Origin of the sequence: Paenibacillus sp. IHB B 3415, assembly GCF_000802655.2 — a bacterium.
Classification (GTDB): Bacteria; Bacillota; Bacilli; order Paenibacillales; family Paenibacillaceae; genus Paenibacillus_AQ; species Paenibacillus_AQ phytohabitans.
The window spans coordinates 1-20,219 of record NZ_JUEI01000075.1 but is presented as its reverse complement, the minus strand read 5'-3'; the positions used below and the strand labels follow the sequence as shown (position 1 = coordinate 20,219).

At 53.4% G+C, this 20,219-nt stretch carries 14 protein-coding genes; 1 reads left to right on the top strand and 13 read right to left on the bottom strand.

Translation table 11 applies throughout. From position 1 onward, the window contains the following. Positions 1 to 24 precede the first annotated feature (24 nt). Complete coding sequence (locus QW71_RS28085) at positions 25 to 1,725, bottom strand: alpha amylase N-terminal ig-like domain-containing protein (protein WP_039307179.1); 1,701 nt, start codon at positions 1,723 to 1,725, stop codon at positions 25 to 27. A 118-nt stretch (positions 1,726 to 1,843) separates the two neighbouring features. Here QW71_RS28085 and QW71_RS28080 point away from each other — a divergent pair, with 118 nt between their 5' ends. Next, complete coding sequence (locus QW71_RS28080; RefSeq protein WP_039307178.1) at positions 1,844 to 2,860, top strand: LacI family DNA-binding transcriptional regulator; 1,017 nt, start codon at positions 1,844 to 1,846, stop codon at positions 2,858 to 2,860. Positions 2,861 to 3,202: 342 nt separating this feature from the next. On the opposite strand, the gene QW71_RS28075 is transcribed toward QW71_RS28080, so the two are convergent. From QW71_RS28075 to yunB, 12 genes are all read right to left on the bottom strand, one after another. Beyond that, the gene (locus tag QW71_RS28075; protein ID WP_083442758.1) at positions 3,203 to 3,871 is read right to left on the bottom strand and encodes a carboxylesterase; all 669 of its coding nucleotides are present in this window, start codon (positions 3,869 to 3,871) and stop codon (positions 3,203 to 3,205) included. Between the two features lie 1,613 nt (positions 3,872 to 5,484). Next, the gene (locus QW71_RS28060; RefSeq protein WP_235441574.1) at positions 5,485 to 6,219 is read right to left on the bottom strand and encodes a glycosyltransferase; all 735 of its coding nucleotides are present in this window, start codon (positions 6,217 to 6,219) and stop codon (positions 5,485 to 5,487) included. Beyond that, positions 6,200 to 7,540 (bottom strand): hypothetical protein, encoded by a 1,341-nt coding sequence (locus QW71_RS28055; RefSeq protein ID WP_039307171.1) that lies wholly within the window; start codon positions 7,538 to 7,540, stop codon positions 6,200 to 6,202. The genes QW71_RS28060 and QW71_RS28055 overlap by 20 nt, the downstream gene beginning before the upstream one ends. After that, complete coding sequence (locus QW71_RS28050) at positions 7,537 to 9,075, bottom strand: glycosyltransferase family 2 protein (RefSeq protein ID WP_039307169.1); 1,539 nt, start codon at positions 9,073 to 9,075, stop codon at positions 7,537 to 7,539. The genes QW71_RS28055 and QW71_RS28050 overlap by 4 nt, the downstream gene beginning before the upstream one ends. A 113-nt stretch (positions 9,076 to 9,188) precedes the next feature. Further along, a complete protein-coding gene (locus tag QW71_RS28045) occupies positions 9,189 to 10,079 on the bottom strand; it encodes a glycoside hydrolase family 43 protein (RefSeq protein WP_235441573.1) in 891 nt (296 codons plus the stop codon). A gap of 33 nt (positions 10,080 to 10,112) precedes the next feature. Further along, positions 10,113 to 11,954, bottom strand: a complete 1,842-nt coding sequence (locus QW71_RS28040) for a glycoside hydrolase family 127 protein (protein ID WP_039307167.1) — start codon at positions 11,952 to 11,954, stop codon at positions 10,113 to 10,115. A gap of 18 nt (positions 11,955 to 11,972) precedes the next feature. After that, complete coding sequence (locus tag QW71_RS28035) at positions 11,973 to 12,743, bottom strand: carbohydrate ABC transporter permease (protein ID WP_052770361.1); 771 nt, start codon at positions 12,741 to 12,743, stop codon at positions 11,973 to 11,975. A gap of 56 nt (positions 12,744 to 12,799) precedes the next feature. Continuing rightward, positions 12,800 to 13,687 carry a carbohydrate ABC transporter permease gene (locus tag QW71_RS28030; RefSeq protein ID WP_039307163.1) on the bottom strand — a complete coding sequence of 296 codons (888 nt, stop codon included), beginning with the start codon at positions 13,685 to 13,687 and terminating at the stop codon, positions 12,800 to 12,802. Positions 13,688 to 13,772: 85 nt separating this feature from the next. Continuing rightward, positions 13,773 to 15,176 carry a sugar ABC transporter substrate-binding protein gene (locus QW71_RS28025; RefSeq protein ID WP_052770358.1) on the bottom strand — a complete coding sequence of 468 codons (1,404 nt, stop codon included), beginning with the start codon at positions 15,174 to 15,176 and terminating at the stop codon, positions 13,773 to 13,775. A gap of 128 nt (positions 15,177 to 15,304) precedes the next feature. Next, complete coding sequence (locus tag QW71_RS28020; RefSeq protein ID WP_039307161.1) at positions 15,305 to 17,071, bottom strand: sensor histidine kinase; 1,767 nt, start codon at positions 17,069 to 17,071, stop codon at positions 15,305 to 15,307. Beyond that, on the bottom strand, positions 17,068 to 18,663 hold the full coding sequence (locus QW71_RS28015) for a response regulator (RefSeq protein ID WP_039307159.1): 1,596 nt from the start codon (positions 18,661 to 18,663) through the stop codon (positions 17,068 to 17,070). The genes QW71_RS28020 and QW71_RS28015 overlap by 4 nt, the downstream gene beginning before the upstream one ends. Positions 18,664 to 19,260: 597 nt before the next feature. Next, positions 19,261 to 20,219: sporulation protein YunB (yunB, locus tag QW71_RS28010; RefSeq protein WP_373604795.1), on the bottom strand; the 959-nt coding region annotated here is incomplete at its 5' end.

Sequence of the window (20,219 nt, the reverse complement as noted above, 5' to 3'; positions counted from 1 at the left end):
CCTCTGCTTCATGGAGATCTTCATTTAATGAAGCATCAGACAGCCAAACGGCTCAATCTCCACAAGCATCCGCTTATCGGTGCGGATGGTGAGTCCGCTCAACAGATCAACCAGCACAGTTTTGTCCGGGCGGTAATTGCACAGCTCAAGCTGGTACGCATTAGGAGAATTATTGATAATAAGGCCCATCCGGTCCTGTTCACTGCGCCGCACATAACCTAGGACATTGCGGGGTTCGTCTGTAAACCACGGGCGGAATCCGCCTGTCCGCAGCACTTCATGTTCTTTTCTCAGAGAGATCAGCTGTTTGTACCATTCCTGCAGCAGGATATTCTGATCCTGAGCCTCCCAGACCATTGGCTGCCGGCAGTGGGGATCCGTAGCCCCTTCCATTCCAACTTCATCGCCGTAATAAATCATGGGCAGACCTATATAGGTCATCTGGAAAAATACAGCCAGCTTCATCCGGCTTAGGCTTGTGGATTCACGGTCCCAGCCCCTGCCTCCCTGCTTGCAGGCAGTCAGAAAACGCAAAGTGTCATGACTTCCCAGCAGCTGGAACATAGCTGAATTAGCCTGATCATTGTAAAGGGCTTCCTGGTGAAGCACCTGTTCCATGAAGCGGACCGGGCCCGCAGATTGTCCGGCAAAAAACTCCAGCACCGCATCCCGCAGCACGTAGTTCATCCCGCCGTCGAACTGGTCTCCCCGGAGCCACGGTCCGGAAGCATGCATAATCTCACCAATCAGCAGGAGCTCGGGGAACTCAGCCTTCAATTCCCGGCGGAACCTCGGCCAAAAGGCCGGGGTCACTTCATTGGCCACATCCAGCCTCCAGCCGTCGATTCCCGCCTCCTGTACCCAATACTTGGCTACCTCCATCATATAATCGGCTACATCCGGATGATCCATATTCAGCTTCGGCATGCTGGCTTCCGCTTTGGCGAAGGTCTCATAGCTAGGAACCGGCGCCTGGCGTACAGGGAAAGAACGGATATAGAACCAGTCTTTATACGGCGATGCCTCTCCCCGCTCCATCACATCCTTGAAGGCAAAGAACGTATCCCCGGCATGATTGAATACCGCATCGAGCAGAACCTTCATCCCGTGTCGGTGTGCTGTATCAACCAGCATTTTCAGATCCTCCATCGTACCAAAGCCCGGGTCCACCTTGTAATAATCCGATGTATTGTATTTATGCTCAGAAGGCGATTCGAAGATCGGAGTCATATAAATGGCGGTCACACCCAGCCCGTGCAAATAGGGGATTTTGTCCGCAATACCTTGTAACGTCCCCTGGTTGTAGCTGCTGGGATAAATCTGATAAACAATCGCATCTGCAGTCCAGGAAGGCAGCAGGGTTGCCTGCGGGCGGTGAATATATGCATATTGAAAAGCCCCTGCCTGCTCCCGGTTCTCCGACATTCCCCTCTCTCCATACCATACATTTTCCCCTGCGGGATTCTTGATATGGAACTGATACCGGCATTTGCCGGTCTCCGTCCGGAGTACCGCCTCATGAATGTCATATGCCCCGGCAGAACCGGTCCGCTCCATCTCCTGCGGAAGCTCGCTGCCGGGTGAATCGTAGCGGTCGGAATGGATAACGGTACAGCTGAGCGACTGTCCGCTCTGCACAAATAAACGTAATTTAAGGGTGCCGGGACCTGCCGGGAAAGCGAAAGGGTCTTCGGCCGTATGGTATAGAAACAAATGCTTGGACATCAGGTTCAGTCTCCTTTGGTACTGCATAGAGTAGCTTGCACAATCTGTGTTATTATGGCAGGTAGAACGAGTTCACTGTTATGGAATACAAATACCGTTATGACCGAGAGGGATCGCTATGAAAGTTACGATTAAGGATATTGCCCAGGCGGCAGGGGTTGCCAAATCCACCGTATCCAAGGTAATGAATGACTCTCCCAAAATATCCGAGGAAACGAAAACCCGGGTCAGGGATATTATTAAACAGATGAACTATACTCCCAGCAGTATTGCCACCGGACTTGCCAGACAAAGCAGTAATACGGTCGCAATCCTGATCGATATGTCTAAGGAAAGCGAATTTCTGAATCAGTTCTTTTATAACATTATCGGCGGGGTGGAGAGCGTCATCGGACCTCTGAAATATGAGCTGACCATTGCCAACATTCAGCATGATCAGGCTGAGGGGCATTTCCTGCACAGACTGGTGCTGAATAAGCGGGTGGACGGTATCATTGCCAACACTTCAGTGCTGACTCCTGAGCTATGCGCAGAGCTTAACAGGCTGGAGTTCCCCTATATCTCGATCGGTGAAATTAATCCTCCTGGGACATGGGTCGATTGTGACAATGAGCTTGGAGGAACTGTGCTGACTGGGCATCTGCTGGAGCAGGGGTATTCCTCTGTTGCTTTTATTGGCGGAGAACAGAACGAGCCTCTGTTCCTGCGGCGTATTGCCGGTTATAGGGCCACGCTTCAGCAGGCGGGGCTTCCGGTGCGCAGCGACCGGATTATCAATGGCAGAGCGGCCGAGGAGGATGGCTATGACGCGGCTATGCAGCTGCTGCAAAGCACTGAACCTCCCGATGCTATTGTCTGCATGAGTAACTTCTCTGCTTTTGGAGTGCTCCAGGCTGCCCGGGAACTGAATGTTCAGATTCCGGCGCAGCTGGGCATCGCCACGTTCGATGAATATCCGCTGTCCCCCTATACCACACCTCCGCTAACTTCACTCAATATGGATACCTTCCAGCTGGGGGTCTCTGCAGGACGGTTATTAATGGACAAGCTTGGCACCCCAGTCAATACCGTGAGCGGACAGCTGCTGGAGCCAGTGCTGATTCCAAGGTTGTCTTCCCTGCGAAGCAGTAGGTAGTCTGCGGACTGAATTGATTAAATGAGGCAATTCGTCCGAATAAATAACCCGACTGCACTTGGCTGGGCTATACCGGCCACACTCACGGGAAACCGGTTTCCCTGAATTGAAATTAACACGCGCTATAGGCAATGTCAATGTGAAATCATACAATAAGAACTGCAAGCCGAAGAGCCCCTTCCACTGAATTGTGAAAGGGGCTCTTCGGCTTGTCCAATTGAAATTAACACGCGCTATAGGCAATGTCAATGTGAAATCATACAATAAGAACTGCAAGCCGAAGAGCCCCTTCCACTGAATTGTGAAAGGGGCTCTTCGGCTTGTCCGTCTACCTTCCCTGAATTAATGACCGGAGCTGCGGATAAACTGCAGCACTTCCCTCATCATCGCCGGACTCTCCTCGCTGTGGCAGACCATATGCCCGCTCTTTTCCATAATCAGCACCTGCTTGCGGCCGGAGGGGATGGTCTGCTCCAGATAACCTGCACTTTTGAATTTCACCAGATGATCCCGCTTGCCCTGCACAATCAGGGTTGGCAGATCCATCTGCGGATAGATATCAAAGCTCTCGCGGACCAGACGCTGAAATTCTCTTGTGGCCTTCGCGGGAGTGGAGCCCCATTTACGGATGTAATTCCTGATCATCGCCGGCTGCCCCAGCGTCCGCAGGATCTGGACCGGATTCAGCGGAAACACAGGGGTGGACAGCAAAGTCAGTGATTTGATCCTGGCCTTATATTGAACCGATAGATGGGAAGCAATCAGCGCCCCTGTAGAAAAACCTATCAGATGTACACCCTCTGTCCGGTTAAGCAATGTACTCAGCTCATCCTCGGCGCTTTGCCGCCAACCCTGGCGGTCCGACTGGAGCAGATCACTCCGGCTGCCCCCGTGTCCTTGTAACGTAAACGTTCTGGACAGGCAATCATGCGCTCCGAGAAACTGGGACAATGGAGCAATCTCATATTCGCCTCCGGTGAAGCCGTGTATAAACAAGCAGCTATCCATCATTTATCCTCATTTCACCCCTTATTAATATCCATTTTATCCATTTATAGAAAAATAAACCTTAACAGAGCTGAAGTCAAGGTTTACTCCCTATTCCTGCTATTAACCGACTGCAAAACAGCGGTTATCTCTCCCACCAGGTCAGACTCAGCGCAGAGATAATGGTTCCGACCGCAGCACTTGAGGAGGTTACATTGATGCTGATTGCATTGTTAGGCGGAACGATGATACTTCTGGTAAAAGCCGGAGTAAATACTCTATGGGCCTCAGTAACACTCTATAATTCTCAGCAAAACTCTATATTTTACAAGTATCACTATATGGATCTTAGCAAACTCAATCTTACTCTACATTTGCTGTCCTCAGCTGATTTCAAAACTGACAGATAGAACGAAATCAGATAATCAGCCGCTTCAATCCATTCTGCTTGCACTTTATACAGCAGAATGGATGCATTTCATCATTTGAGAGCAAGCCCGGTAATATTACTCATTTCCCACCCGCCGCACACTTCCAGCGCAAACAAAGGTATTTCTATCGCCGATTCCCCACATCGTCCATTTCCAGCACAACCAATTTCCAGCACAACCAAGGTATTTCTATCTCCCACCCTCCGCCCGCTGCTCCCAGGGTAACATCAAGAAGTTTGTGTAAAAGCATAGAACTAACTCCCCGGATATAGGTTGGTTGTAAAGTTAAATTTGAAGTTAGATATACGGCCCCAGTTTAGTCACCAACCATATATTTATAATACCGCTCAATGACTGTGGGACGAACATAATATGTAATTAAATACCATTTAATTCATTTCCGGCAGAATGGAGACCTCTTACTAAGCACCGCAGACCTAAATGTTGTACGTTTTGCAACTTCGATTCATAGATAACCCGGTGTTTGGGAGAATTGTTGTACGAAATGCAAGAATAATCCTGCTAAGCCGCTTGAAAAAGGTAAAATTCTGCATTTTATACAACAATTTTGGATTTAGGCCGATTTTCTGGGAGGAATGTTGTATTATGTGCAGGATTTTATAAAAAATCACCCGCTTTCTGCCACAGAAAGCGGGCGGATGAATCAGGGAATTCCTGCGGCAACAGCAGCCGCCCGGAAGTCCGGATATTTGCAGGGTGAAGGATAAGTTATATATGATGAAACCTTAAGTTCAGCCAATATAGATATACAGTTAAGCATACAGTTAGATCTTCAGTTAGATCCTCAGTTAGATAAGGCGCACTTAAGATTTGAACTTGAAGCATATTCGTCACTGCGGTGAACATTTGGACTTTCGGCCGCTGTTGTCCCCAGATTTCTTGAATAACCGCTTTTTCGCGGTAGAAATCCGGTGACAAAGGCGGTCGCTATCGCTCCTACAGTTCCAAATTTCCCCTTAGATTTGAACTTGAAGCATATTCGTCACTGCGGTGAACATTTGGACTTTCGGCCGCTGTTGTCCCCAGATTTCTTGAATAACCGCTTTTTCGCGGTAGAAATCCGGTGACAAAGGCGGTCGCTATCGCTCCTACAGTTCCAAATTTCCCCTTCGCTTCTTTTTGCTTGTCGTTAGTTTCTTTAGTGCTTCCTATATAGCTACCCATTTCCTTCCGGACTATACCACCCTACTCCCTCCACTCCACCAGCCGGGGATGCTCATCCAGAATGGAGCGGTACTGTTCAAGGCTTCCCCATTTCCCTTCGGGGTCAAGCTCCATGTAGCGGTCGTATTTGCGGCGCAGCTCCTCGGGTTCCAGTGCCCAGCCATAGTGCTTCACCCGCAGCTCGGCCAGGAAGCCCGGCAGGACCGCATAGGACAACGCCAGCCGGGGGACATGATGATCCATCCGCGGGGTGTAATAATAGAAGCCGGGCAGATAGCGGACCAGCGTACGCGTATGCTTCGTGTGGATATTCCAGTGCTCATCTTCCCGGTAATGGGTCGTGCCGCCCCAGAAATCAAACAGCCTGAACCCTACCCAGTCGTAAGCGTCCTGATCGATTAAACGCCGCATTTCCTGCTTGGCCCGGTCTTCATAGAATTCATCCGCATCTATGGACAGCAGCCAATCCGGGCCGGTAGATACCGCCAGATCCCAGAGTGTCTTGCGCAGCTCCCATTCACGGCCGAAGATGGAGTGCTCCAATGTCACCAGCTTGCTAACCTTGTCAAAAGAGTTGCACAGCCGTACCGTACCATCCGTGCTGCCGTCATCCACTATTACGATATCGTCGACAAATTCGCTCAGCTCTTCCAGCACCTGCTCCAGATAACGGCCGGTTTCATTACGCACCTGCATCATCGCCGTCAGGCGGTTGCCGGATGTCTTGCGCAGCGGTTCATGCATGCTCTTCGCCATCCATTACCCTCCCTCTCAAGCCTTGTACGGCTTCTTCCATATCGGCCATTTCCGCAAACAGCTGTCTGGCTCCCTGGTCCGCTCCCGCCGAACGAAGGAAGCTTCGAATAGCGTCATGCCGCCGGCCATACAGCAAATGCAGTGTCCCTTCAATCACAGGAAGCTGCACTGCACCCTCAAACGCGTGAGAGGGGCCCCCTGCAAGCCCCTGAATCTCAGGAGTCCCTGCTATTCCTGCAAATCCGCCCAGCCCAGTATTCTCTGCAGCGGCCGTCCCGTCCGCCTCCATTTCCTCATAGAGCTGAAGCGCCTTCTCCCACTGAAAGGTCCCGATATAATTCAGCAGCAGCCGCTGCCGGGCTTCCGGCCCGGATAACCGGCTTAGAATCTCATTTGCCGCCGCACCATCCTCATTTACTGTGAAAATCTCTGCCCGGAGCAGCTCATGCTCCGCCTCGCCGCCACTCAGCCACTGTCTCATCTGCGCAGCCTTCGCCCTTTCCCCGGCCGTAAACGCCGTGATTTCGTATTGCCGGACGGCAAGCTCCAGATTGCCTTTCCTCGCTTCGATCGCCGAGAAGAAACGGTAATGCGAATGCAAACAATCCGTATAATCATGCAGCAGCATCAGCTCGAAGGATTGGGCCAGATACAGCGAAGCGGCCTCATCTCCCCGCAAATATAAATAAGAAGCGGCTAAATAGTGCACCGAAGGCTGGAGAGGCATCTTGGCGCACATGGATATATAGAATGCGGTGCGGTGCCTGCGCTGGATATCCAGCCAGCCGGACTCCTCCTCCGGATCAACAGACGGCTGCCACAATTCCGTAAGCGCCCTGTTCCAGATCGCTTCGTAATCGGACAGGAAGAACAACTGCTCCTCCCGGCGGAGCAGTCCGTAGGATAAGGGCTGGTCTCCGCTGAGATACACTATCCCCTTCCGGCGCAGATTCTGCTCCAGATATATCCGTTCTGACGTGGTTCCCGCCAGATCGGCCTTCGCCGCGAGCAGCGCACTGTATTTGTCCCAGAGAATACTATCCTCCCCTTCCGGACAAAGTTCCAGCAGGGCTACAGTATAAGCAGGCTGCAGCGCCAGCACATCCGGGAGCCAATAAGGCGAAGAGACAAGCAGCGTATATTCTTCGGCATTCAGACTGTACATTTCCGCCAGCGTTACCGACCTGATCCCGCTGCTCCGCTGCTGGGCAGGCGTCATCCGCCCGGCAAAACAGACTTCACCACGGTCCGGGAGCAGCTCCAGCATTCTTTTATACTCATAATCCTCCCAGGAAACACGGCTAAGCACGATATAGTTCATAAGTGTCCCTCCCCCTCCCCGCCGGGGGCTGACGTATGAAGCTTATCCCGGCCGCCTGCCAGCTCACCAGCATAGCCCACCGACAGATCCGGATCAGGAATAAGCGCCAGACTGCGGAAGAAGCCCTCCCGCTTCATGATCCTACCGGGCGTAATTCCGCTTCTGTGTGCGATGCGTTCAAGTGGAAGATGCTGCGTTGTCCCGCCTGCCCCAGGCCGCTGCCCGGGGTCTTCCGCTGCATAGTCCGCACTGACTACAATATCCGCCCGGCTATGCTGCAGGACTTCCACCAGCTTCTCGATGTAACGGCCGTCATATGCCGCAGAGGCGGATAAGTAGACAATGACTTCGCTGCCATAGAGAGCCGAGATATTCTCCAGCGCATGCAGCCAGGGCTTCTCGCCATGCACGGTGATCACAGCGTCACGCTCATGCACCGGGAATTCGGGAAAAGACTGGCTCCAGCTGTCCCGGACCCATACCCAGCGGATATTGCTGTAGCTTTGGCCTTCCTGCAGCGTCTGCTGCCGCTCACGCGAATCGGCTGCCGTCCAGTTTTCTTCGAAATAGACAACAGTGGTCACAAGGGGCGTCTCCGCCGTATGCCGGCCCAGCGGAATTGCCGGCTGCGGCAGACAAGCGGACAGATCACCGGGAATCTGGAGCAGAACCGCATCAGCAGGACTGCCCTGCAGATTCCATTTCCGGCGGTATGCCCGCTCCCCCGCTGCAGAGGACGCATTGCCTGCGTTAATCACAGCGCCTTCCTCCAGCGGGTGAAGGACATGCACATATACCGGATCACTGAGTGCAAGACTTGCCCCCTGCATCCGGGCCCGCAGACACCAGTCTGCAATGATCAGCCTGCGCTCCACTAGTGATGAATCGAAGCCTCCTACCCTCAGCAGCAGCTCTCTTGCTATAAGCAGACAGGAACCGCCCAGTACCTCCGCATACCTCCATTCCCCTTGCCGTTTGTCCAGGATGTGGGCTGCATAAGCTGACAGTTCAGAGTATCCGGCAAAATGCAGCCGTTCCTGCCCCTCGCCCCATTCACTGGCGGAACGTGGAGCCACCACGCCCACCGCTGGATCATCAATAGGCGGCCATAGCAGATTCCCAAGCCAGCCGGGAGACACCATCACACGGTCCTCCAGCAGAACGGCAAAAGAGGTCTCAGCATAAGCCAAGGCCTCATTCACCCTATAATTCCCGGCGGCAAAGGGGAGAAACACCAGATTCGGCTCCCCTGAGAACTGCTCTGACAACCATTGCAGCGGAAATTCAGCAGTCATCGGAACGGCAATCAGCCGCGCGGAAGAACCGGAGTGCCGGAGCAGCAGCCGCAGGCACTCTGCCGACCACTGCGTATGCCGAAGCTCTACCACAAGCGTAACTCCTCCCTGCACCGGCAGCGGAAGCAGCCCTTCCCGTTCCAGATAGCTGTATCTTCCGGCCAGACGTTCCGAGCTGACAGCTTTTACAGTATTCATGGTTTTAATTGTATGGATTGCATCCATCGCTTCATAGGACATCCAGACTCACACTCCATTAGTCATAACTGCGCTGTCTATAGTGTATGAGCGGGATAGGGCAGGTATCCCTGCATCTGCCGTATTCAGCGGACAAATGGTAAGTTAACTAGCGCTTACCACCCGCCTGTCATCACTACCGGCCTGATTCCGCCGGCATCGAATTCCATTCGGTCAATACATAACATACGGTTGCCCGGCTCCGGGTCTCCGATAAGTCTCCGGTGATAGACGATCAGCCATTCATCACGGTCAGGAAGATGTAAATATCCGTGATGGCCGGGGCCTTCCGCTAGAGGCTCCTGCCTCTCCAGTATGGTCCCTTTGTTATCGAATGGCCCCAGCGGATTATCGCTTACACCGTAGGCCACCCGGTAGGTCCCGTTGGTCCACCCTCCCTGCGACCACATCAGATAATAAAGACCGTCCTTCCTGATCATGCACGGTCCCTCCACATAACCCGGCGGGGTAACGGACCGGATCAATTGACCGTCCGGGAAAGGCACGAAGCCCGTCATTTCCTCATTCATCCGGCACACGTTGCAATGCCCCCAGCCCCCGTAATAGAGATAGATTGCACTGTCATCATCCTTGAACAGATGAGCATCGATGGGCTGGGCGCCGTGAATGAACTCACCGATCAGCTGCCTTTGGAGGTACCCCCTGTAAGGGCCTTCGGGAGCATCCGCAACGGCAATCTCCAGCCCTCCTGCTTCACCGTCCTTCTGGATATCGTTCGAGGCAAAGACAATATAATACCGGCCGTTATGCTCGATCTGGGTCGGAGCCCATACCGCTCTCCAGATCCAGGGGAAATCATCCATTTCAATAATGCTCTCATGGACCTTCCAATCGATCAGGTCCTCGGAGCTGAAGGCATCCAGATTCATCTGCCGTGTATATTCCGTAAATGATCTGGTGGCATAAATATAATGCCTGCCGTGATAGGTCCTGGCTTCGGGGTCTGCATACCAGCCCGGCACGATCGGGTTCGTAATTCCTCGCAAGCGAACCTCCCTCCTTTCTCCGCAATCTGCAAATTAACAGCTGTATAGTCCGTTCTCTTCCTGTTCCCGGATCCAGACCTGCATGAAGCCGGACTCTCTGTTGTCCCAGGCGTAATAGGGAATGAACCGGAGCGGTCTGCCCTCTTCATCCCGGCTCTGCAGCACCGTCACCCCGCCCAGCAGCCCCGGCAGGTGTTCCACCCGGAACTTCGCCCGGGGCGGAATGGAGCAGGCATCATAGGACAATCCAGGATGATCCGTCTGCTCCAGACAGTACACCACGGGTCCCCGCTGAACGGCAACCCTCCCTCTGTCCGCCTCCACTTCCGGCTTGGCCCGCACAAGATTCACAGGCATATCTAGCTCAAGCACAACCGTATCTCCCGGCGACCAGTGCCGGTTCAGCACCAGATACCCCTGATCCGTCAAAGCTTCGGCTCCACTGATGCTGACGCCGCCGGCCTCCAGCCGGTATCCCCTGCACCATTCCGGCACACGCAGCCGGATACTGAAGCCGGCACTTGCTGCAGGGTTCACCTCAAGCTCAATCCGGCCATTCCAGGGATACAGGGTGCTCAGCTTCAGACCGACACCCAGTCCGCTGCCCAGCACAAGCTTCGCCTCGCTGTTCATATACTGATTGACCGCCAGGCCATCTTCAGTAATGGCATAGACGTATTGGCCCAGAGAAGGCAGGAAGCGGGCCAGATTGGTCGGACAGCAGGAGGTTTCGAACCAGGGGACACGATGATGCCCGCCCTGTGAAGCAAGCGGATTGACATAGAAGTACTTATCCCCGGACAGGGATATTCCGGACAAGGCGCCGTTGTACATTTCACGCTCTACCACATCGGCGTATTTGCCGTCTCCGAACGTCAGGTTCATCCGGTGATTCCAGAACACCATGGCAATGGCGGCACAGGTCTCGCAATAGGCTGTTTCATTGGGCAGGTCATAATCGAAGGTGAAGCCTTCATTATGCCTGGATGGCCCAATGCCGCCCGTTACATACATGTTGCGCTCCACCGTGTGGCTCCAGACCCGGTGCAGAGCCTCCGCATAAGCGGAATCCCCTGAAGCATGGACAATATCCGCCATTGCCGTGTACATATACATGGCACGGACAGCATGCCCGGTCACCTGCTTAATCTCACGGACGGGAACATCATCCTGGCAATAGGCCGGCCCCCATTCCGGATTGTCCCAGATCGCGCCCGCGCCATGTCCATGGCCGCGCTCCTCCAGCAGCCACAGCGCAAGCTTCCAGTAGCGCTCGGCCCTGGTCACGCGGTACAGCTTCACCAGCGCCAGCTCGATCTCCTGATGCCCTTCCACCCAGTGCCGCTTGCCGGGACCAAACACATCATCATAATGATCGGCCAGACGGCAGGCCACCTCCAGCAGCCCGCGCTTGCCGGTCGCTTCATAATAGGCAACCGCCGCCTCAATCAAATGGCCGCCGTTATACATCTCGTGCTTCTCCATATCCGTCCATTTGCCCTGCGGATGCTCCAGTGTAAAGTAAGCACTTAGGTATCCATCCGCTTCCTGCGCTGCCGATATAAGCCCGATAATCCGGTCGGCTTCAGCTTCCAGCGCCGCATCCCGCTTGGACATCAGCGCATAGGCTATGCCTTCAAGCACCTTGTAGACATCCGAGTCATTATAATATTTGCCTTCGTAATGCCCTTCCATTAGGCCCCCGGCCCTGGCGAAGTTGCCGATGCGCCCCGTATCCTCACATTTGGACAAGCAGTCCAGCAGAGTGGTCTGCCGGAGCGCCTCCAGACGCGGCCGCCAGAACTTGTCATTGATTGTTATACTCGTAAAAGACACACCCTGCCAGGCATGCAGCTTCGCTTGTTGCTCTGCCATTTCCGTTCCCCGCCTCCTTTATCCTTTTAATCCTGTTAAGGTAATGCCCTCCAGAAAGTAACGCTGCCCGGCCAGAAACACAATGACGCAGGGCAGAACGACGGTGGCCGAGGCCGCCATCAGCAGATCCCACTGCGCGGTGTAGGTACCCTGGAACATTTGCAGACCCAGGGCAAGGGTGAAGAGACTATCGCTTTTCAGGTAAATCAGCGGGCCCATGAAATCGTTCCAGGAGGCCAGAAAGCTGAATAAGGCAACCACGATGATCGCGGAACGGCTTAAAGGAAAGATGAGCCGGGTATAGATTTGCCAGTAATTCGCCCCGTCCACAAAAGCCGCTTCATCAAAATCGCGCGGGATCGTCAGATAGAATTGCCGGAGCAGGAAGATATTGAAGATTCCGCCGCCGAAATAAGCGGGTACAATCAGCGGATACAGCGTATCGTATAGACCCATCAGCTGCCAGCCGAGAAAGCTCGGGATAATCGTGACCGCCGCCGGCAGCATCATGCTGGTCATCAGGATGGCAAACACCGTATCCCGGCCCTTCCACTGAATCCGTGAGAATCCGAAGGCCCCGATACTGCTGGTAATTACGGTTCCCACAAGCACCGTAACCACAATGATCAGTGTGTTCTTGAAGAAAACATCGAACGGCAGCACCGTAAGCGCCTTATGAAAATTGCTCCACTGAAACGGCTTCGGTATCCATTCGGGAGGCATGGTGAAAATCTGCGATAAATTCATCAGCGAGCTGCGGATCAGCCAGACAAACGGAATGACGAACATGGCAGAGATCAGGATAAGCGCTCCGTAGCTTGCGGTAAGTGAAAGCTTCGATGGCCTCAAGCACGGTCCCCCCCTTCGTAATACACCCATGACTTCGAGGTTCTGAAGACGATAAAGGTAAAGAACAGAATGATGATGAACAAGATCCAGGCCAGCGCAGACGCATATCCCATCTCGGCATCCCGGAAGCCCGTTCTCCACAAATAAAATACATAGAAAAGACTCCGGTTGTTCGGTCCGCCCTGCGTCAGAATATAAGCTTCGTTGAAGACCTGGAAGGAGCCGATTATGGTCATGATTGTATTGAAAAAGATCGTAGGGGTGACCATCGGAACTGTCACGTGGCTCAGCTTGCGGAACCAGCCGCCTCCATCCACCTCAATCGCTTCGTAATACTGCCGGGGGATGCCGGAAAGTCCGGCGAGAAAAATAATCACCGTGCTGCCGATGCCCCATAGCGTGGTAAGAACCACTGACGGGATGACACTGCTTTCCCCATACAGCCAGTCGCTGGTCGGCAGATGCAGCCGGCTGAGCAGCGAATTGATGAGGCCCAGATCGGGATTGAGCAGCCACATCCAGATCATGGCCGAGGCCACCGCCGGAACGATGCTCGGAAGATAGATAATCGTACGGAAGATGGCTCTTCCCTTTACATTGAGATTGAGCAGAAGCGCGATGCCGAAAGAAATAAGAATAACTGCAGGCACACGCAGCACGACGAAATAAAAGGTGATTCCCAGCGATTTATAGAACAGCTCATCCTCACCTGAGAACAGCCGCACGAAATTATCCAGACCGACAAAAGACGTCTGATCCTTGAACACATTATAGTTGGTCAGGCTGAGCACCAGGCTTGCGATCATGGGACCCAGCGTAAAAATGGCAAACCCAAGTATGGCGGGGGCGGTGAACAGCAGCCCATAGAACATTCCCTTTCGCATACCGGCCTCCAGTCTCGAAATTTCGGCAAAAAGAACGGCGAACGAGGGTTCGGACGCCGCTCCCTGCTACTAGTTTCGCAGTTGATTATTCCTTGATATCGCGGCGTCCCTTAATTTGGGCCTGGGCCTTTACGGCGATCGAGTCCATCGCTTCCTGGGCGGTTTGCTGGCCGAGCCATACCTTATCCAGGGCGGGATTAACCAGATCCATAATATTGTTGAAATTCTTTACATAGCCGGTCGGCGTCTGGTGCCCTTTGGTCAAGATTACATCGACGATGGCTTCTTTATAGCCGGAGGGTCTGGCATCCAGATTCTCTGTCCATTTGGCGAGCAGCGCCGGATCGGTGTACCAGTCCTTGGGAGAAGGCATCCATGTTCCGGCTGTAAGCATATCAATGGAAGCCTCAGGATCGAGCAGCGCCTTCAGCAGCTCCCAGGTCTCCTGTGGATGCTTGGTGGATTTGAAGATGGAGAACATGCCGCAGACTACGGTGGTTACCGGCTCTTTCATTACAGGCATGACCCCGACGTTAAAGTTGAACTTCGACTGGGCGAGCCCTGCGCTTGCCCATTGCCCGTCCACCGTCATCGCTACTTTCTTGGTCTGGAGAGCTACATTCGTTGCCGGAATATTCTTCGACTGCACGGGTGAAGGGGATACGTGGTGCACATTCATCAGATCGGCTATTTTCTGGAGGGCTTCGACAGCCTCCGGCTGGTTAAGCGCGAAGGTCTTGCCATCCGCCGAGATGAAATCCCCGCCGTTGGAATAGATAAAGTTGCTGTATACCCCCCACCAGGTGGAGAGATTTGCGCCATATTGCTTAATTTTTTTGGGATCGAAGTCCGGGTCGGCTGCTGTTTTGCCATTGGTGTCCACAGTCAGCTTCTTGGCGACCTCGACGAATTCATCCCAGGTCCAGGCATCCGCCACATTCGACGGGGGAGGCTCTATTCCGGCTTCCTTGAAGATATCCTCATTGTAGAACAGTCCGAAGGATTCCGGCCCTGGTCCGATTCCAATTACATTGCCCGGCTCCAGTGAATAGGTAATATTGGGAACCAGCGTATCCGGACTGATGTCGGCATCCGTATCGAGAAATTCCTGGAGATTATAGAATTTGCCCTGCTCCGCCATCGGAAAGGCAATCGTACCCGATTCCATCATGGCGATATCCGGAACATCATTTCCGGCGACCATGGTCGTCAGCTTGGTATCATAATCAGCGGCAATATGCTGAAGCTCAACCTTGACATTTGTATGCTTGGCCTCGAAATTCTGGATGGCTTTTTTGTAAGGAGCCACTTCTTCCGGTGATCCCCATACAGTCATCCGCAGCGTAATGTTCTCCTTCGATCCGGCATTTCCGGAAGGCGCGGAAGTCTCAGGGCTTGTTGTACCCGACTTCGAACACGCAGACAGCACAGCGGCTAGCATCAGAATCAGAGCCAATGTAATGAAGACCGATTTTCTTGGTAGCAACATATTCCGAGCCCCTCTCGATTTCTAAGTTCAACGGGTTCATAGCTGCAGTCTATGATGCCTTTATTATAAATTACAGGATAACGCTTACATAACCCTAATCTCTTTGGATTGGTGGACTGTGATTGGGTTTACAGCGGCAGTGTAATGGCCACCTTTGTACCTTTTCCCGGAGAAGAGAAGATGGAGATTCCGTACTCGCCGCCATAGGTCATCTGAATGCGGTCAATGGTATTCTTGATACCCACGGAAGATGCTTTCTGGTGCAGAATCGCATTTACAGTCGCCTGGCTCATGCCACGGCCGTTGTCGGCCACCTCATAATGCCGGGTTCTGCCGTTAATCCAGCCGCGGATCCCGATGATGCCGCCCGATTCGGTCTGATCGAAGCCATGAAGAATCGCATTTTCCACAAAAGGCTGGAACAGCAGCCGTGGCACATCGTATTCGAAGAGCCGCGGGTCCATATCATACTCTACAGTGAACTTGTCCTCGAACCGGATCGACATAATATAGAAATAGTTATTCATCCAGTTCATTTCTTCGGACAAAGGAACGGCGCCCCATGTCTTCCTCGAAGTATAATGCAGCATATTGGACAGGCAGACAAGCATCTTGCTGAGCTCCTGCTGATCATTCTCAATCGCCGTCCAGTTCATCACATTCAGGGTATTGTACAGGAAATGCGGATGCATCTGCATGTTCAGCGCCTGAATCTCGGCTTCCTTTTCCTTCAGCTTGGTCTCGTAATTCTCTGTCACGAGCAGATGGATCCGGTCATTCATCCGGTTAAAGCGCTGCGTCAAAATGCCGAACTCATCGTTGCTCACCACATCCACGCGGGTCTGGAAATCTCCTTCGCCCACCGATCTCATCGCGCTTAACAGCCGCTTGATCGGTTTGGTAATTTTGCCGGCAATGAAAAAAGCGAGGATAAGCGCCACAATCCCCATCACAACGGCCATGACAGTAATGGAAGCGCGGATCACCGGCAAAAAGCTGCTCACCAGCCCTGCTTCCGGAATCCACACGACAGACATCCAGCCGGTAACCTCCGAGCGGTCAAAGCAGACGATCACCGCTTTACCGTCCAGCGTCATTCTCCGCGCCCCGCTTTTCTCTTGCTGCAGCTCGTCCAGCCACGCCTCCTTATAGGTCTGCGCAACAGCCCCCGGCTCACTGCTGGCGACCACCTTATCATGCGGATCGAGCACCATATAGCGCGAGCTTCCCGGTATGCTGTCCTCATACAAGGATTTAAGCACCTCGGATTTGAAGCTAATGGCAAGTACAGGGCGTTCCACCCCGGCATCCATCTTCTCCAGCTTCGTATTGCTGAGATACGTGAAATCAAGCACGCGTGTGGCGGAGAACAAATAACGGAACTCCAGATTCCCGTCCTGCAGATAAGGCTGGTTGAACATAGATACGAAATCATAGGTAGGAATCCACACCAGCTTCCCCCCTGCCTGCCGGGCCAGATCGTATATATCCGATTGAACCGGGTCTCCTTGCGGCAGCGTTTGTCCGAAGGTAAAGTATGAGGTCCATAGCTGGTAGGCATAGATATCCTGGTTCTGGGAAAAGGTTTTGCCGAGCACTGCCGTCACCTGCCGGTCAGCTGCAAAAAGCTCCACTTGGTTCGCGGGGTCCAAATGGCTAAAAATCCGGAACAGATCCTTATCGAGAAATAAGGACATGCTGTTCTGGTCCACGATCCGCAGCTTCGTGTCCATGACTTCATTGTTTTTTTTGACAATCTCATACACATTCTTCTGAGCCTGCTCCGTGATAATCTTCAGGCTGGTCCGATAGAACAATGCCCCGAGTACGAGTAGGGGAACCGCGATCAGCAAGATGTAGCTTGCCAGCAGCCGGTAACGGAAGGTAATCTTCATGCCTCCCGTTTCCTTTGCGAAAGTGCGTGCTTATAAGCTTTTGGCGACATGCCATGATATTTCTTGAATACACGGCAAAAATATTTCGTATCCTGAAATCCGCATTCCAGGGAAATTTCGTATACTCTGAACTGCTCCGCTGCAAGCAGCTCTTTGGCCCGCTTCATACGGACCGCCGTCACATGCTCAGAGAAGGTCTTTCCCGTCCTGCTCTTGATCAGCGTACTGAAATAGGAGGGGTTAAAGTGGAAATGCTCGGCTGCCCGTTCCAGTGTAAGGTTCTCTTTCGTATGCCCCTGTATCCAGCCCAGGCATTCCGCGATGACCACCTCACTCTTATCCTGTCTGGATAAGGCCAGGGCTAGATGCGCTTCCCGGAGAGCATGGTTAAGTTTGGTCATTAATTCCTGATAGGAACTGCATGAACGGATCAGCAGCGTGGCTGTATCGGTCAGCATCTGCCCCGTCTTTTTGTCCAGAATATCCTGATGGTCACTCCGGATCTGCAGCAGCATCAGCGAGGCTTGCTCCTTCAGCAGCATGGGACTGGCCTGTCCGGCATCCGCGAGCTGATAGACGGTCTCAGCGCAGACCTCCTGAACAAGGGTTGCATCGTCCATTTTCAAAGCATCATACAGCCTGCCCCAGTCAGGAGCTCCAGCCCCGGGTGTTGAAATAAGCTCATCCGCAAAAAGCAATCCCTGCCGGAAATCGTAGAAATTGTAGCTGTTGGCCGTCCTGGCTGCAAGATACGACCGCGGCGCTTCGGTAAGCAGGGAATGGCATTGCGGCCCAACCCCGTGGACAAGCTGTCCCGCATGCGCCCACTCAGCCGCCAATGACTGGGCGATGAAGCGGGCCTCCTCCCGCTTGCCTTGAGGAAGCGCTTCCAGCGCGATCAAGGTCACGGCCGCCTGAACGCCGTCCTCCATCATCCCGCTTAAGGGAACGGTTATGGCCTCCCCCCACTCAGACCAGGCCTGCTCCAGAGAGCGGACGAAGGAGCCGCTGTCCTGCTGTTCCCCGCTGTCCCGGCGGTGCTGCAGCTCCGAATACACAGCCACACCGCTCTCCCGCAGCCACTCATAACGGTTCAGCTCCTCCAGCTCCTCCGGGGCCGCACTGCCGTTCAGCCAGGACAGTATCAACCGGCTCAGGTAGGCGGAAGAAGCCATCTTCAGGCGGTGCTGCAGCTCTTCCTCTTCGCGGTACTGCTGCCTTTCCGCTGTCAGCTGAAGGTCGATCCGGCTTAAGACATCCGCAATTTTCTCAATCTCCACCGGCTTCAACAGGTAATCAAAAGCGCCGTGACGAACCGCCTTCTGCGCATACTCGAACAGATTGTAAGCGGATACCATTACAACCCTGGTTTTAATGCCTTCTACCTTAAGCCGTTCCAGAAATTCAAGTCCATCCATGCCAGGCATGCGGATATCCGTCAATATGGCTTCCGGTCCGTGGGCTTTCACCAGTTCCATGGCCGACAAGCCATCCTTCGCCACCACCACCTGGTCCTCCGGACGCAGCCGCCCAATCAGATTGACCATCCCTCTGAGATGTCTGGGCTCATCATCCACGATCAATATTCTCACTATGCTCAGCCCCCGAATTGGTTTGAATTACATATCAGCCGCATCTTTGCCCTAATTATAAAAGCCGTTCCGGCTTATTCATAGTGCATTAATATTGGTTTGGTGGAATATTATTGGGAGCGTGCACGGAGTCCGGGAGAGAAGCTGTTTCTACGCCACGTTAAGAGCAGCTAACGTTCCTGTCACGTAAACAGCAATGTGGTACGAGGGTTTCACGTTTCTATGCCACGTTAAGAGAGGCTAACGTTCCTGTTCGAGCAAATACAGAAGAGCCGCCCATTCTGTGGCGGCTCTTCTTCTTGGGTTGCGGTTAATAGTCTTTTTCATTATCGCTTCAACGGCCCGAAGGCCCGCATTATCGCTGTCCCTGAACCCTCCGAGGTACAGCAGTTGGATTTCCTCCACTTAATCATTCCGGTTTGCTTGCCTTACAGAAATTAATTGGATTTATGACACTTAATTCTGTCTATATCCCCGCCGTCAGCGAATCCGGCTGAAATTAAGTGCCGTTTTTCCAACTAAGTCACCGGAATCAGAGATTCTGCCAACAGCAAATGGAGTTTTTCCACTTATTTGTTCTACCCATCATATATCCCGTTACTCTCCGCCGCCCGCATTGGCCCCGGCATTCCCGGCGTTTGTGCTAGGCGCAGAGTTGCCGCTCCCGGCCGGTGTGTTATTCTCTCCGCTGTTCGTATTTCCGCCTGAGCCGCTTTCATCAGGTACTGTGCCGTCTACGCCAGTTCCGTTCTTCTCCGTGTTCAGTGAAGGTGCGGGAATAGCTATTCCCGGCGCGCTGCTGCCGTTCTCGCCGACAGGCTGGCCCTGATTGTCGTAATAGTACATCGGGACATCGCCGACAACCATCAGGTAGGAGACAGGAATTTCTGTATCCACGACCTGCGGCTCCATATCAAACGGAATGACGACCGCTACCTCGGTCACAATATGAATAAAGACTTCAACGAGAATCATGTTGATGCCGGCATTTTGCTGCCGTGTGTTCAGCTCCACCTTTACCGCGCCCTGCGGTTCAATTTTGATAGGAATATCCGGCCCAAATGAAGCAATCAGCGGACTGCCCAGCGCCTGGCCCAGCGGAATATGCTCCGTCTGGTTATGCAGCTCCTGCAGCGTGGACTGGATGACTTCGGCCGCCTGTGAAGTAATCCGCATATGCTCCTTATAGTTGAGCATGAACCCGGATATTTTACCGTTCTTATCCGTCTTCCAGTCAATCAGCGCTTCCGCGTTCCCGCCGTCCGCAACCTGGGAAGTAATCGCCTTGTTAATGGATTCCGTAGCGATTTGCTTCACCCGGATCTGCGCCAGATGGAGGATCGGCGGCTTCAAATGCTGCTCGACATAACGCAGCCCCTGAAGCACAGCCAGAATCAGCAGCAGGCTCAGGATGATCCAGAATCTGCCCCGGCGGCGCGGCTTCCGTCCTTTTCCCGTTCCGGCCTCCTGCTTCTTCCGCTCCCGGCCGCGGAACAGGCTGAATCCCCCGCTCCGGCTGGCTTTGCGCCAGACACGGTAGCCCGGAGTGCCTGCCC

Bases quoted from the DNA above. Each gene is read 5' to 3' on its own strand.
- QW71_RS28040 (WP_039307167.1), bottom strand. From the start codon at position 11,954: ATGGCAGAGCAACAAGCGAAGCTGCATGCCTGGCAGGGTGTGTCTTTT.
- QW71_RS28055 (WP_039307171.1), bottom strand. From the start codon at position 7,540: ATGAACTATATCGTGCTTAGCCGTGTTTCCTGGGAGGATTATGAGTAT.
- QW71_RS28085 (WP_039307179.1), bottom strand. From the start codon at position 1,725: ATGTCCAAGCATTTGTTTCTATACCATACGGCCGAAGACCCTTTCGCT.
- QW71_RS28060 (WP_235441574.1), bottom strand. From the start codon at position 6,219: ATGGCGAAGAGCATGCATGAACCGCTGCGCAAGACATCCGGCAACCGC.
- QW71_RS28050 (WP_039307169.1), bottom strand. From the start codon at position 9,075: ATGTCCTATGAAGCGATGGATGCAATCCATACAATTAAAACCATGAAT.
- QW71_RS28080 (WP_039307178.1), top strand. From the start codon at position 1,844: ATGAAAGTTACGATTAAGGATATTGCCCAGGCGGCAGGGGTTGCCAAA.
- QW71_RS28035 (WP_052770361.1), bottom strand. From the start codon at position 12,743: ATGTTCGTCATTCCGTTTGTCTGGCTGATCCGCAGCTCGCTGATGAAT.
- QW71_RS28030 (WP_039307163.1), bottom strand. From the start codon at position 13,687: ATGCGAAAGGGAATGTTCTATGGGCTGCTGTTCACCGCCCCCGCCATA.
- QW71_RS28025 (WP_052770358.1), bottom strand. From the start codon at position 15,176: ATGTTGCTACCAAGAAAATCGGTCTTCATTACATTGGCTCTGATTCTG.
- QW71_RS28020 (WP_039307161.1), bottom strand. From the start codon at position 17,071: ATGAAGATTACCTTCCGTTACCGGCTGCTGGCAAGCTACATCTTGCTG.
- QW71_RS28075 (WP_083442758.1), bottom strand. From the start codon at position 3,871: ATGATGGATAGCTGCTTGTTTATACACGGCTTCACCGGAGGCGAATAT.